The sequence below is a fragment of the Acidovorax sp. GW101-3H11 genome, from assembly GCF_001633105.1.
GTDB lineage: Bacteria > Pseudomonadota > Gammaproteobacteria > Burkholderiales > Burkholderiaceae_C > Acidovorax.
Map to the genome: position 1 here is coordinate 133,305 of NZ_LUKZ01000031.1, position 13,337 is coordinate 146,641.

The window sequence follows — 13,337 nt, forward strand, 5'->3', positions numbered from 1 at the left end:
TAGGCTTACTTCGCCGCGCGTGCCTGCGCCACGGCGCCCTGCACGTCCTTCCACAGGCTTTCACCCACGTTGGCGGCAATGCTCGCGTTCACGGCGCTGAGCTTTTCGCGCATGCGGTTGGCCTCGGCGGCGGGCAGCTCGTTCACCTGCATGCCCTTGCCCTTCAAATCCGCCAGCGCCTTGTCGGCCTCGGCACGGGTGTCCTGGCGCTCAAAGTCGCGGCTCTTCTTGGCGGCGTCCAGCAGCACCTTCTGCTCGGCCTTCGACAGGCCATCCCAGTACTTCTTACTCACCAGCACGATCCAGGGGCTGTAAACGTGGTTGGTGACGGTAAGGTACTTCTGCACCTCATAGAACTTGCTCGACAGGATGGTGTTGTAGGGGTTCTCCTGGCCATCCACCGTCTTGGTTTCCAGCGCGGTGAACAGTTCGGAAAACGGCAGCGGCACGGCGTTGGCGCCCAGGGTCTTGAAGCTGTCGAGGAACACGTTGTTCTGCATCACGCGCAGCTTGATGCCGTCCATGTCTTCGAGCTTGTTGACCGGGCGCTTGCTGTTGGTGAGGTTGCGGAAGCCGTTCTCCCAGTACACCAGGCCCACCAGGCCCTTCTCCTGCAGCTTGTCCATCACCTTCTGGCCCACGGGGCCGTCCAGCACCACGTCGGCTTCCTTGGCGTTGTTGAACAGGAAGGGCGTGTCCCAGATCGCCATTTCCTTGGTGATGCCGACCAGCGTGGCGGTGGAGCCGACCATCATTTCCTGCGCGCCGCCGATCAGCGCCTGCTGCATCTGCACGTCCGAGCCCAGCGCGGCGGCGCCGATGGCGCGCACCTTCATCTTGCCGCCCGAGGCTTTTTCGACCTCTTCGGCAAACAGCTTGGTGGCGCGGCCCTGGTTGGACACCTCGTTGAGGCCGTAGCCAAAACGGATGATGCGCGGCTTGAAGTCTTGCGCGGCGGCCTGGAACGAGCAGGTGATGGCAGCCACCGACAGGGCGGCGAGCAGGGTACGGCGGAAAGTTTTCATGGTTGTCTCCATTGGCAAGGGAAAGGAAAGAGGAACAAGCAAACGGCTATCGCAGCCAGACGACCGGTGCGGTCACGATCTGGGGAAACACGACCAGCAGCGCCAGGATCAGCACATAGGTGAACAGGAACGGGTTGACGCCTTTGATGACGCTGTGCATCGAGATGCGCCCCACCCCGGCCACCACATTGAGCACGGTGCCCACGGGCGGCGTGATGAGGCCGATGGCGCCGTTGAGCACGAACATCAGGCCAAAGTACACCGGGTCGATCCCCGCCTTGACGGCGATGGGCAGCATCACGGGCGCAAAGATCAGGATGGTGGGCGTGAGGTCCAGCGCCGTGCCGATCAGCACCAGCACGATCATCATCACGGCCATCAAGAGGCGCGGGTTCTCCACCAGCGGGCCCAGCCAGCTGGTGAGCACATTGGGCAGGTCCGCCAGCGTGATCATGTAGCTGGCCACCTGGGCACCGGCACACAAGAACATCACGATGGAAGTCGTCTTGGCCGCGCGCACCAGCACGCCGTAGATGTCGGCCAGCTTCATCTCGCGGTGGATGAACAGTGCCACCACCAGCGCATAGAACGCGGCCACCACGGCGGCCTCGGTGGGCGTGAACACGCCGGTCTTCATGCCGCCGATGATGATGAGCGGCATCAGCATGGCCCAGAAGGCGCGGGCCGTGGCGCGCAGGCGGTCCTTGACGGGCAAGGGCTCGCCCTGGGGTAGGTCCAGGTCGCGCAGCACCCAGCGCCAGGCAAAGATCAGGCCCACACCCATCATCAGCCCCGGCACGATGCCCGAGACGAACAGCGCCGAGATCGAGGTATTGGTCGTCACGCCATAGATCACGAACGGCATGGACGGCGGGATGATGGGCGCGATGATGCCGCCCGAGGCGATCAGCCCCGCCGACGTGTTCATGGGGTAGCCCTGCTGGCGCATCATGGGCAGCAGGATGGTGGCAAGGGCTGCCGTATCGGCCAGGGCCGAGCCGCTCATGCTCGCCATCAGCACGGCCGCGCCAATGGCCACATAGCCCAGCCCGCCCCGGATATGCCCCACCCAGGCCTGCGCCATGTCGATGATGCGGCGGCTGATGCCGCCCGAGTTCATCAGCTCACCGGCCAGGATGAAGAAGGGCACGGCCAGCAGCGGGAAGCTGTCCACCCCGGCCACCAGGTTCTGGGCCAGCAGCTGCGCATCCCAGAAATCGAGCACCCAGGCCATGCCCGCGCCCGTGAGCACCAGGGCCAGGCCCATGTTCATGCCTGTGCCCATCAGCACCAGCATGCCCAGCGAAAAGACCACAAAGGCCATGGCTTCCGGCGTCAGTCCCAACATCACTCCACCTCCGCGCCGTGGCCCAGGTCCAAGGGCTTGCGTTGAATCAATTCGATGGTCGCCATCACACCAATGGCCACCGCGCACAAAAAGGCCGGCAGTGGCAACAGCGCCGCCGGGTAGGCCATGACCACCGAGCGGCTGCCCATGCCCACCACCACCTGCTGCCAGGCGCCCCAGGCCAGCATGGCGCAGGCGGCCATCACCAGCAGCCGGATGACCGCGGTGAGCGCGGCAAATGCCACAGGGCGTTTGGCCAACAGGCCCGCCAGGCTGGTGAAGGCCATGTGCTCACCCGCGGGGTAGGCCGCTGCGGCGCCGATGAACACCATCCAGACAAACAGCAGGCGCGACAGCTCTTCACTGGCCGCCACGCCGCTGCCAAAGCCGTAGCGCAGCACTACGTTGATGAACACGGCCACGGCCATCACGCCCAGGCAACTGGCCATGAGCACCTGGGAGACCCGGGCAAAGCGGCTCTGCGGCACGGCATCTTGTGCAGGGGAACTCATGCGGTCTCCTTCGTAGCCAGCCAGCCGGATGCCTGTTGCTGCAGGGTGGCCAGGTCCAGCAATGCATCCAGGCGCAGCACACCCGCCTCGCCCACGGGGGACTCCAGCGTGGCGAATTGGCTGTCCACCAGCGCGCTGGAGAAAAAATGCGTGCCTGCACGGGCCGTCACGCGCTGGCCTGCATGGGTGCGGTCGATCTCCAAAAAAACAAAGCGCAGGCCCGGGCAGGCGCTGCGCAGCCGGTCGCGGTACACCTTCTTGAGCGCTGAGCAGGTCAGCACCACACCCTGCGGCTGCGCCTGCAGCAGTTGCCCCAGCGTGGCCAGCCAGCCTTCGCGATCGGCGTCGGTCAGCGCAATGCCCTGGCGCATTTTTTCGCGGCTGGCGGGGCTGTGGTGGTCATCCCCTTCGATCAGGGGCAGGCCTTCTGCCTGGGCCAGCGCAGCCCCCAGGCTGGACTTGCCACAACCGGCCACTCCCATGACGACCAGATAAACCGATGACGGCGTAAAACTCATATTGGTAGCGCTATCCAATGAATCCAAAAAAATGCATCTCTGCAGATGCCTCCAAAATGCGGGTACTGATGGAGCCAATGCGCCAAAAAAGACGCTGGCTGTCTTGCCCAGGCGTTTGGACAGCGCTATCCTAACCAGATCAACAGCCATCCCCATGAGGGTTAACCCTTGAACAAATCCGAGACCCGGCGCCGCTCCAGCGGGCGCATCACGCTGAGCGACGTGGCCAAGGCGGCGGGCGTCAGCCCCATCACGGCGTCCCGCGCGCTGCGTGGCGAGCGCGGCGTGGCGCAAGAGCTGGTGCAGCGGGTCAAGGACGCGGCCCAGCAACTGGGCTATGTGCCCGACCCCGCCGCACGCGCACTGGCCTCGCAGCGCAGCGTGCAGGTGCCGGTGCTCGTACCCCTGCTGTCCAACGCCCTGTTCGTGGACGTGCTCGAATCCGTGCACCGCACCCTGTTCCCCGAGGGCTACCAGGCCCTGATCGGCGTGACGCACTACGACCCGCAGGAAGAAGAACAGCTGCTGCGCACCTACCTCGCCCACCGCCCGGCGGGCCTCCTGGTCACCGGCTTTGACCGCACCGAAGCCGCGCGCCAGCTGATTGCGGCCAGCGGCGTGCCTTGCGTGCACCTGATGGAAATGACCCCGGCCCCCGGCGTGTTCTGCGTGGGGTTCTCGCAGCAGGACGCGGGCCACAGCATGACGGCCCACCTGCTGGAGCGCGGCTACAAAAACGTGGCCTTTGTGGCCGCCCAGCTCGACCCGCGCACCATGCAGCGCGCCGAGGGCTACCGCCGCTGCCTGCGCGAAGCAGGCCGGTACGACCCCAAGCTGGAACTGCTGAGCCCACAGCCCTCATCGATGCGCCTGGGCGGTGAACTGCTGGAGGAGTTGTTGCGCACCCGCCCCGGCGTGGACGCCGTGTTCTTCTGCAACGACGACCTGGCCCAGGGCGGCCTGCTGGCTGCGCAGCGGCTGGGCCTGTCGGTGCCCGGCCAGGTGGCGATTGCGGGCTTCAACGACCTGGCGGGCAGCGACCAGATGCTGCCGCCGCTGACCACCGTGCGCACGCCGCGCTCCGCCGTGGGCGAGGCCAGCGCGCGCATGCTGCTGGCGCTGATGCGCGGCGAAGTGCCTGCGCACAACTCGGTGGATCTGGGGTTTGAGCTGACCATCAGAAGCAGCACCTGAGGGCGCACGGCTCACCACCCAGTTGTTTGCCCAGCCCGGCACATCGGTGTCGGCAACGGCTCCTCAAGCAGCTTCCGAGTCGCCGTCCCGCATCTCGCCACTATTGGCGAAATCTTCCGCGTCGCAATCGCCGCTGTCGCCAAAGCCGGGAAAATGCCACACCAACACGCCACTGCCCAGACCAAGGGCCATCAGCAAACAGGGAACGGCGAAAGACTCCGAGCGTTCGCCAGTGAGGTTGTGCAGCAAGGCCATCAAACCGGCCAACAACAAGCCCAGCGCTAAGGCTGCGCCCGCGTACCGCAAGGCATTGTTCATGGCAGCAGACGTCCTTTGATGAAGTTGGATGGAGTCAGCACATTCTCGCGGCTCTGCGGTGCAGCCCTCGGGATGGCTGTCTACCGGCTCCGCTCTGAGCGCAGCAACGTCACACCGCCGCCAGCGCCCTGCTGGACGACGATCCACCCTGGCCCTTCATTTCCTTGCGCAGCGCCACCGCATCGCGCACCTGCGCCGGCGCCGAGGCGTCGATGCGGAAGACCTGCACGGTTTCGGTCATGGTCTGGGCCTGGCCGTTGAGCTGCATGGCAGAAGCTGCGTTTTCCTCGACCAGCGCCGCGTTCTGCTGCGTGATGGTGTCGAGTTGCGCCACGGCCGAGTTGACCTGCGAGATGCCGCTGAGCTGCTCGTTCGATGCACTGTGGATCTCGCCGATCAGCGTGTTCACGCGGCGCACCAGGTCCAGCGACTCGGTCATGGTCTTTTGCGCGGCATCGGTCTTCTCGTGGCCTTCGCTCACCTTGTTGGCCGAGTCGTCGATGAGCTGGCGGATTTCCTTGGCGGCGGACTGCGTGCGGTGCGACAGGCTGCGCACCTCCGAGGCCACCACGGCAAACCCCCGCCCCTGCTCGCCCGCACGCGCTGCTTCCACGGCAGCGTTCAGCGCAAGGATGTTGGTCTGGAACGCGATGGAGTCGATGAGCTGCGTGATCTCGCTGATGCGACCGGATGCGGCCTGAATCTGCTTCATGGTGTCGGCCACACCGTCTACGGCGCTGCTGCTGCGCTCGGTGACCTGGGTGGCCTGCGTGGCCAGCACCGTGGCCTGGCGGGCGGATTCGGCGGTCTGCTTGACGGTGCCGGTGATCTCTTCCATCGACGCTGCGGTCTGCTGCAGGTTGCTGGCCTGCGCCTCGGTGCGGGACGACAGGTCGTGGTTGCCTTGGGCAATCTCGCGGGTCGAGACCTGCATGTGCTCGCTCTCCTGCCGCGCATCGCGCACGATGGACAGCAGGTTCACATTGAGCTGCGCCAGTGCCTTTTGCAGCTGGCCCACGGTGTCGCTGCGCGATGCCGATATCTTCTGCGTGAGGTCGCCCGCCGCCATGCGGTTGGCCCACATCAGCATCTGAGACAGGGGTGCCACCGTGACCTGGTGCAGGTAGACCGCCATGCCCAGCGCAAGCAGCACCACGCCCAGCCACGCCGCCCCCGAGGCCAGCGACAGCGCATGCCCACCCAGCAAGGCCGCGCACCACGAGGCCACCACCAACAGCAACGTGCACACCATCATCTTGCCCATAGGGCCCAGCGCCAGCGCCCGGCCCACGCGGCCCCACAGGGTTTCTTTGACCAGCTGGCCTGCCGACAGCCGGTGCACCAGCGTGCCCGCCTGCTTCTCGGACTGCATCTGCTTGTACAGCGCGTCTGCCCCGTGGATCTGCTCGCGCGTGGCTTCGGTGCGCACCGACATGTAGCCCGTGGGCTGGTCGCCCTGCATCAGCGGCGTGACGTTGGCCATGACCCAGTAAAAGGAGCCGTCCTTGCGCCGGTTCTTGACCGGGGCCGACCAGGGGATGCCCTTGGCGATGGTCTCCCACATGTCGCGGAAGGCCTCCTCGGGCATGTCCGGGTGCCGGATCATGTTGTGGGGCTGGCCCAGGAGCTCTTCTTTTTCGTAGCCGCTGACCTCGATGAACATCGGGTTGCAGTACAGGATGCGACCTTTGAGGTCTGTGGTGGAGACCAAGGTTTGGCCCTTGGGAAAAGCATACTCATGCTGACTGACCGGAAGATTCATTCTCATCGGAAAACTCCTAGAAAAGATTTGCTTCTGCACCGTCACTGGTCCCGCGTGAGAACCATCTTATAGATGCAACTGTGACAAAAGCAAACGTTAATTGCGCAGTTTCACGGGCACTGTGACACCAAATTTTGAAAAAAATGATAATTTACATTAATGATAAGTCATAAATATGATTTTTGCAATATTCAAAATGACAAACGCAGGTGCACCCAACAGGGACTGACGCCCCAGCGCCCCAACGTGGGGCGCCACACGGCAACGAAAGCGCCCACGCATGCCGCCGTACGCATGCACGAAGTGCGTAGCCTCGCCGGAACGGTTCGCCGCAGGCACAACTTTGGTGCAGATAGAACTGGCACAGGCATTGCAAGCGCCCCACGCAGTGGCCCTTGAAGGGGCTGCGCACGCCCTGTGCAACGGCGCACGAAGGGCGGCAAGGACAAAGGCGTTCACACCTGCTGCTTTGGTACACCCATGCAGCCGGTGAGAACGCCTTTTTTGTTTTGTGGCCGACGAAGGCCACGAACAACGCTACCTCTCACTTGTGCGACATCTCATGCTCTCATTCAGGCAGTTTCTGCGCTCCGGCCACGCCCCCACGCTGTGGTCGTCCTTCCTCTACTTCGGTTTCTCGTGTGCTGTCTGGGTGATCAACGGTGCCATGGCCCCGTTCATCCGCGACAGCTTCCAGCTCACGCCCACGCAGATGGGCATGATGCTGTCCATCCCCATCTTTGCCGGTGCGCTCATGCGCTTTCCGCTGGGCATCCTGGCGCAGTACATCGGGCGCAAGAACGCCACACTGGTCGAGATGGCGGGTATCTTTTTGGCCATGGGCTATGGCTACCTGTTTGTGCACGACTACGGCGACCTGCTGGCCATGGGCATCCTTCTGGGTGTGGCCGGGGCCAGCTTTGGCGTGGCGCTGTCGCTGGGTTCGGGCTCGTTTCCGCCGCGCTACAAGGGCCTGGCCATGGGCATCGTGGGCGCTGGCAACGTGGGCACCGCCGTGGCGGCCCTGCTGGCCCCGGCGCTGGCCCAGAAGTTTGGCTGGCAGGCCGTGTACGGCTTTGCCGCCGTGAGCGTGGCGGTGCCCGCGATCGTGATGGCCGTGTTTGCACAGGAGCCCTCCGACCTGGCGGCCCATTCGAGCTTCCGCGAACACATCGCTTGCCTGTTTGAAAAAGATGGCTGGGCCTTCAGCCTGATCTATGCCGTGACCTTTGGCGGCTTCATCGGCCTCACCACCTTCTTGCCCAGCTATTTTTACGACCAGTTCCATGTGAGCAAGGTGCAGGCAGGCCAGCTCACCATGCTGGCGGCCTTCCTGGGCGCGGCCCTGCGCATCTTTGGTGGCTGGCTGTCGGACCACTGGGGCGGCGTGAACACACTCACGGCCGTGCTGGCCATCACGGCCGTGAGCATGGTGCTGTGCGGCCTGGCCGAGAACTCGCTGCCCATCACCATGCTGCTGTTCCTGGTGTGTTTTGCGGCGCTGGGCGCGGGCAATGGCGCCCTCTTCCAGCTGGTGCCCCTGCGCTGGCCTCTGACCACGGCCGTGGCAGGCTCGATGATTGGCGAGATCGGCGCCCTGGGCGGCGGCCTGATCCCCAGCGGCATGGGCATCTCGCGCCAGTACACCGGCACCTACCTGTGGGGCTTTGTCGGCATTGCGGCGTGCGCGCTGGCCATGCTGGTGCTGCTGCGCGTGATGCAGACCCGCTGGACGCGCACATGGGCGGAGAAAGGTGGTCGGGCACGCAGTGCCTGAGCTGGCGTAGCCAGCCAATGCGCAGCATTGCCCGCGCTTTCACTAGAAGGCTGGACGCGCGCGCAGCGCGTGAACGGCGCAAGTGTGGCCCACTGAAACCCCCTCTCCCCTCGTGGGAGAGGGTTGGGGAGAGGAGGCAGCAGCGCCCCAAGGGAAGAACCCCCTCTCCCCCCGCCCTCTCCCACAAGGGGAGAGGGAGCCCACAGGCAGCGCCCTGTGGCAGAGCCTGCTACCCACCGGGGCGTACATCAAAACCAGGCGATGTGCCGCTGAATATTCAAGCCAAAATCGGCTCTACCGCCCACCGCAAAAGCGGTAGTAGCTACATTTTCGGGAGCAAACCAAGACTCCCCACTACCTCGGCAAAAACAACAGCCAGTAGATCAGCAGCAGATTCACCAGCACGCTCACCGCCAGCGCGATCTTCCACAGGGCCGTGGCATCGCGCTGCATAAGCGGCTGCGGGCCGGGGGCTGACAGGGGGCGGGATGCGCCGCGCTCCAGCGCCAGCAGCAGTTCCTCGGCGGTCTCGAAGCGCTGCGCGCGGCTGCGGGCCACGGCCTTCAGGGCAATCTGGTCCAGCCAGATGGGCACGCCGGGGTTGTGGCGGCTGGGGGGCAGCGGGTCGCGGTGGTAGCGGCCCAGCTGGTACTGCACCACCTCGCCATAAGGCAGGCGGCCCTGGCTCAGTAGCTGGTAGAGCGTAACGCCCAGCGCAAACAGGTCGCTGCGCGCGTCGGGCAGCTGGCCTTCGGTGTCGCCGCTTTTTTCGTAGCCGGGCCACTGCTCGGGGTTCATGTAGCTGGGCGTGCCCGCGTGCAGCTGGCGCGTGGCCTCGGGCTCGCGGCCGGACAGGGCCACGCCCAAATCGAGCACACGCAGCACGCCGTCGTCGCCCAGGTGCAGGTTGTCGGGCTTGATGTCGCGGTGCACCACGCCCTGGCGGTGCAGCCAGCCCAGCACGCGCGCGGCCTGCACCACCACCGACACGGCCTGTGGCACGGGCAGGTGCTGGCGGCTGCGCAGGCGCTGGCCCAGGGTTTCGCCCGCGTGCCAGTCGTACAGCAGGTAGAACGCGCTGGCGCCCGGTCCGCCTCGCCCGTCATCGGCGGGCCAGGTGTGGAGCCATGCCAGGTGGGCGGCGGCGTGGCCCGACTGCATGCGCCGCGCCACCCAGGCCTCGTGTGCAAGCGTGGCGCGCTCCTCGGCATCGTGGGCGCGCGTGGGCAGCAGGGTTTTGAGCGCGTAGAGGCGCTGCGTGGCCGGGTCGCGCACCTGGTAGATGCGGTGGATGCCGCTGTCGGCCACCAGCGCCGTGACCACCAGGCCATCGACCTTGTCGCCCACCTTGAGCAGGGGCAGCACGGGCAGGTCCTGCGCGCGGCGGGACTCGTCCTGCAGCGTGGCCTCCAGCGCGCCCTGCACCCGCACCACCAGCGCGGTCACGTTGTCGCTGCTGCCCCGGCGCAGCGCGGCCTGCACCAGCTCGTCGCTGAGCGCCTGCGCCGCCACGCCCTCCTGGCGCAGCAGCTGCCGCAGTTCGCGCTCGGGCAGACTGCCATGCACACCGTCGGACAGCAGCACGAACAGATCGCCGCTGTGCAGCTCGCCCTGGCTGTAGTCCACCACCACATGGTCATCGAGCCCCATGGCGCGGGTGAGCTGGTGCGCAAAGTCGCGCTGCGCCATCACATGGTCGGCCGTGAGCAGTTGCAGGCGCCCGCCGCGCAGCAGGTAGGCGCGGGTGTCGCCCACATGGGCCAGCGTGTACGACTGGCCGCGCAGCACCAGCGCGGTGAGTGTGGTCAGGCCCACGGCGGGCTGGCGGCGCCGGTTCATGGAGGCCAGCCAGCCGTTGTGGGCGTTCAGGATGCGGTCCAGCGCCACGGTGGTGTCCCAGGTCTCGGGGGTGGCGAAGTAGTCGCCCACCAGGGTGCTCACCGTGGTCTGGGCGGCCTCGCGGCCCTTGCCGCCCGTGCTCACGCCATCGGCAATGGCGGCAATGGCGCCGCGCTCGCGGTCGCGCCCCTGCCCCACCGCCAGGGCGGCAAAGTCCTCGTTCACCTCATTGCGGCCGGCCAGCGAGGCCTGGCCCACATCCAGTTCAAAGCTCATGCACCAGCTCCATGCAGGTTTTGTGCCCAAGGTGGTGCATGCCGGGGCCTGGCCGCCCACACGCCCCAACGCCCTCGGCGTCCCCCCACCCGGGCTCGCACCCCGGGCGCACCCCAGATCAGTGCAAGGAATCTGGCACGGCCATTGCTTAACAAGGGCAAGGGCCGGGCAGGCCCACGCAATTCAGCAGTGCAAAGGCGCACAGAGGAGTTGTCAGGACGAAGGCGTCCCCACATGCGGTTTCGAGACCTCGGAGCAGCATCGTGTGGACGCCTTTTTTGTTTTGCGCATCGCCCCGGCGATGGAACCGATGGAGTCATGATGAAAAAGCTCAAACTGGTGATGGTGGGAAACGGCATGGCCGGTGTGCGCACGCTGGAAGAGCTGCTCAAGATCGCCCCCGATCTGTATGACATCACGGTGTTCGGTGCCGAGCCCCACCCCAACTACAACCGCATTCTGCTGTCCCCCGTGCTGGCGGGCGAGCAGACCATCGACGAGATCATCCTCAACGACTGGTCGTGGTATGCCGACAACCACATCACGCTGCACACCGGCTTCACCGTGACCGACGTGGACCGCGTGCGCCGCGTGGTCAGCGCCACCAGCAAGGACGGCACGGTGGTCACCGCCGAATACGACCGCCTGATCCTGGCCACGGGCTCCAACCCCTTCATCCTGCCCATCCCCGGCAAGGACTTGCAGGGCGTGCTGGCCTACCGCGACATTGCCGACACCCAGGCCATGATCGACGCGGCCGCCACCTACAAGCACGCCGTCGTCATCGGCGGCGGCCTGCTGGGCCTGGAGGCCGCCAACGGCCTCATGAAGCGCGGCATGCAGGTCACCGTGGTGCATGTGGGCGACTGGCTCATGGAACGCCAGCTGGACGATGTGGCCGGCAAGATGCTGGAGAAGTCGCTGCAGGAGCGCGGCATGCAGTTCCTGATGGGCGCGCAGACGCAGGAACTGGTGGGCAACACCGACGGCCGCGTGGCCAGCGTCAAGTTCAAGGACGGCACCCAGGTGCCCGCCGACCTGGTGGTGATGGCCGTGGGCATCCGCCCCAACACCGCGCTGGCCGAAAAGATGCGCCTGCACGTGAACCGCGGCATTGTGGTGAGCGACACGCTGCAAACCACCACCGACGCGCGCATCTACGCCGTGGGCGAATGCGCCGCGCACCGGGGCATTGCCTATGGCCTGGTGGCCCCGCTGTTCGAGCAAGGCAAGGTGCTGGCCAACCATTTGGCCGAGTTCGGCATCGGCCGCTACCAGGGCTCGCTGACCTCCACCAAGCTCAAGGTCACGGGCATCGACCTGTTCAGCGCGGGTGACTTCCAGGGTGGCGAGGGCACCGAAGAAATCGTGATGAGCGACCCCTTTGGTGGCGTGTACAAAAAGCTCGTGCTGAAGGACGACAAGCTGGTGGGCGCTTGCCTGTATGGCGACACGGTGGACGGCAGCTGGTACTTCAAGCTGCTGCGCGACGGCCGCAGCGTGACGGACCTGCGCGACAAGCTCATGTTCGGCGAGTCGCACCTGGGCGACACCGGCCACCAGGGCCAGAGCAAGGCTGCTGCCATGGAAGACAGCGACGAGGTGTGCGGCTGCAACGGCGTGACCAAGGGCGCGATCTGCAAGGCCATCAAGGACAAGGGCCTGTTCACGCTCGACGAAGTGCGCAAGCACACCAAGGCCAGCGCCAGCTGTGGCTCGTGCACCGGGCTGGTGGAGCAGATCATCATGTTCACGGCAGGCGGCGACTACAGCGCCACGCCCAAGACCAAGCCCATGTGCGGCTGCACCGACCACGGCCACCAGGCCGTGCGCGACGCGATCCGCCACAGCAAGCTGGTCAGCGTTGCCGAGGTGTTCAAGTTCATGGAATGGAAGACGCCCAACGGCTGCGCCACCTGCCGCCCGGCCGTCAACTACTACCTCATCAGCACCTGGCCCAAGGAGGCCAAGGACGACCCGCAAAGCCGCTTCATCAACGAACGCAGCCACGCCAACATCCAGAAAGACGGCACCTACAGCGTGATCCCGCGCATGTGGGGCGGTGAGACCACGGCCGATGAGCTGCGCCGCATTGCCGACGTGGTGGACAAGTACAAGATCCCCACCGTCAAGGTCACGGGCGGCCAGCGCATTGATTTGCTGGGCGTGAAGAAGGAAGACCTGCAGAACGTCTGGAAGGACATCGGCATGCCCAGCGGCCATGCCTACGCCAAGGCGCTGCGCACGGTGAAGACCTGCGTGGGCAGCGAGTGGTGCCGCATGGGCACGCAAGACAGCACGCAGATGGGCAAGGACCTGGAACGTGCCATGTGGCGCATGTACGCGCCGCACAAGGTGAAGTTTGCCGTGAGCGGCTGCCCGCGCAACTGCGCCGAGGCGGGCATCAAGGACGTGGGCATCATCGGCGTGGACAGCGGCTGGGAGATGTACGTGGCGGGCAACGGCGGCATCAAGACCGAAGTCGCACACTTTTTCACCAAGCTGAAAACCGCCGAAGAGGTGCTGGAGTACACCGGCGCGTTCTGCGAGCTGTACCGCCAGGAAGGCTGGTACCTGGAGCGCACCGTGCACTACGTGGACCGCGTGGGCCTCGATTACGTGAAGAAGCGCATCCTGGACGACCACGCAGGCCGCAAGGCGCTGTGGGAGCAGCTGCAGTTTGCGCTGGATGGCGAGCCCGACCCCTGGTTCGAGTTTGACAAGGCGGCCGTGGACACGCGCCAGTTTGCGCCCCTGGGCGCCTGATC

Annotated in this window: 10 protein-coding genes; 3 read left to right on the top strand and 7 right to left on the bottom strand. The window is 65.7% G+C overall.

Annotated elements, in window-relative coordinates; translation table 11 throughout:
• Window positions 1-5 precede the first annotated feature (5 nt).
• From A1D30_RS22225 to A1D30_RS22240, 4 genes are read right to left on the bottom strand one after another with little or no spacing between them, the layout of a single operon-like run.
• Complete coding sequence (locus A1D30_RS22225; RefSeq protein ID WP_063462900.1) at window positions 6-1,025, bottom strand: TRAP transporter substrate-binding protein; 1,020 nt, start codon at window positions 1,023-1,025, stop codon at window positions 6-8.
• Between the two features lie 46 nt (window positions 1,026-1,071).
• Entirely contained in the window at window positions 1,072-2,373 is a 1,302-nt protein-coding gene (locus tag A1D30_RS22230; RefSeq protein ID WP_242421999.1) for a TRAP transporter large permease subunit, read from the bottom strand.
• The gene (locus A1D30_RS22235) at window positions 2,373-2,885 is read right to left on the bottom strand and encodes a TRAP transporter small permease subunit (protein WP_063462901.1); all 513 of its coding nucleotides are present in this window, start codon (window positions 2,883-2,885) and stop codon (window positions 2,373-2,375) included. The genes A1D30_RS22230 and A1D30_RS22235 overlap by 1 nt, the downstream gene beginning before the upstream one ends.
• Window positions 2,882-3,403: a gluconokinase gene (locus A1D30_RS22240; RefSeq protein ID WP_242422000.1), complete on the bottom strand. Its 522-nt coding sequence runs from the start codon at window positions 3,401-3,403 to the stop codon at window positions 2,882-2,884. The genes A1D30_RS22235 and A1D30_RS22240 overlap by 4 nt, the downstream gene beginning before the upstream one ends.
• A 168-nt stretch (window positions 3,404-3,571) precedes the next feature.
• On the opposite strand from A1D30_RS22240, the gene A1D30_RS22245 reads away from it, so the two are divergent.
• Entirely contained in the window at window positions 3,572-4,597 is a 1,026-nt protein-coding gene (locus tag A1D30_RS22245) for a LacI family DNA-binding transcriptional regulator (RefSeq protein WP_063462903.1), read from the top strand.
• A gap of 63 nt (window positions 4,598-4,660) precedes the next feature.
• On the opposite strand, the gene A1D30_RS22250 is transcribed toward A1D30_RS22245, so the two are convergent.
• A complete protein-coding gene (locus tag A1D30_RS22250; RefSeq protein ID WP_063462904.1) occupies window positions 4,661-4,915 on the bottom strand; it encodes a hypothetical protein in 255 nt (84 codons plus the stop codon).
• 109 nt (window positions 4,916-5,024) lie between these two features.
• On the bottom strand, window positions 5,025-6,683 hold the full coding sequence (locus A1D30_RS22255; protein WP_063462905.1) for a PAS domain-containing methyl-accepting chemotaxis protein: 1,659 nt from the start codon (window positions 6,681-6,683) through the stop codon (window positions 5,025-5,027).
• 556 nt (window positions 6,684-7,239) lie between these two features.
• On the opposite strand from A1D30_RS22255, the gene A1D30_RS22260 reads away from it, so the two are divergent.
• Window positions 7,240-8,454, top strand: a complete 1,215-nt coding sequence (locus A1D30_RS22260; RefSeq protein ID WP_063462906.1) for an MFS transporter — start codon at window positions 7,240-7,242, stop codon at window positions 8,452-8,454.
• Between the two features lie 354 nt (window positions 8,455-8,808).
• On the opposite strand, the gene A1D30_RS22265 is transcribed toward A1D30_RS22260, so the two are convergent.
• A complete protein-coding gene (locus A1D30_RS22265) occupies window positions 8,809-10,569 on the bottom strand; it encodes a bifunctional protein-serine/threonine kinase/phosphatase (protein WP_063462907.1) in 1,761 nt (586 codons plus the stop codon).
• A gap of 321 nt (window positions 10,570-10,890) precedes the next feature.
• On the opposite strand from A1D30_RS22265, the gene nirB reads away from it, so the two are divergent.
• The gene (gene nirB, locus A1D30_RS22270; RefSeq protein WP_063462951.1) at window positions 10,891-13,335 is read left to right on the top strand and encodes a nitrite reductase large subunit NirB; all 2,445 of its coding nucleotides are present in this window, start codon (window positions 10,891-10,893) and stop codon (window positions 13,333-13,335) included.
• The last annotated feature ends 2 nt before the right edge of the window (window positions 13,336-13,337 follow it).

Bases quoted from the DNA above. Each gene is read 5' to 3' on its own strand.
- A1D30_RS22250 (WP_063462904.1), bottom strand. From the start codon at position 4,915: ATGAACAATGCCTTGCGGTACGCGGGCGCAGCCTTAGCGCTGGGCTTG.
- A1D30_RS22230 (WP_242421999.1), bottom strand. From the start codon at position 2,373: ATGTTGGGACTGACGCCGGAAGCCATGGCCTTTGTGGTCTTTTCGCTG.
- nirB (WP_063462951.1), top strand. From the start codon at position 10,891: ATGAAAAAGCTCAAACTGGTGATGGTGGGAAACGGCATGGCCGGTGTG.
- A1D30_RS22225 (WP_063462900.1), bottom strand. From the start codon at position 1,025: ATGAAAACTTTCCGCCGTACCCTGCTCGCCGCCCTGTCGGTGGCTGCC.
- A1D30_RS22260 (WP_063462906.1), top strand. From the start codon at position 7,240: ATGCTCTCATTCAGGCAGTTTCTGCGCTCCGGCCACGCCCCCACGCTG.
- A1D30_RS22255 (WP_063462905.1), bottom strand. From the start codon at position 6,683: ATGAGAATGAATCTTCCGGTCAGTCAGCATGAGTATGCTTTTCCCAAG.
- A1D30_RS22235 (WP_063462901.1), bottom strand. From the start codon at position 2,885: ATGAGTTCCCCTGCACAAGATGCCGTGCCGCAGAGCCGCTTTGCCCGG.
- A1D30_RS22240 (WP_242422000.1), bottom strand. From the start codon at position 3,403: ATGAGTTTTACGCCGTCATCGGTTTATCTGGTCGTCATGGGAGTGGCC.
- A1D30_RS22265 (WP_063462907.1), bottom strand. From the start codon at position 10,569: ATGAGCTTTGAACTGGATGTGGGCCAGGCCTCGCTGGCCGGCCGCAAT.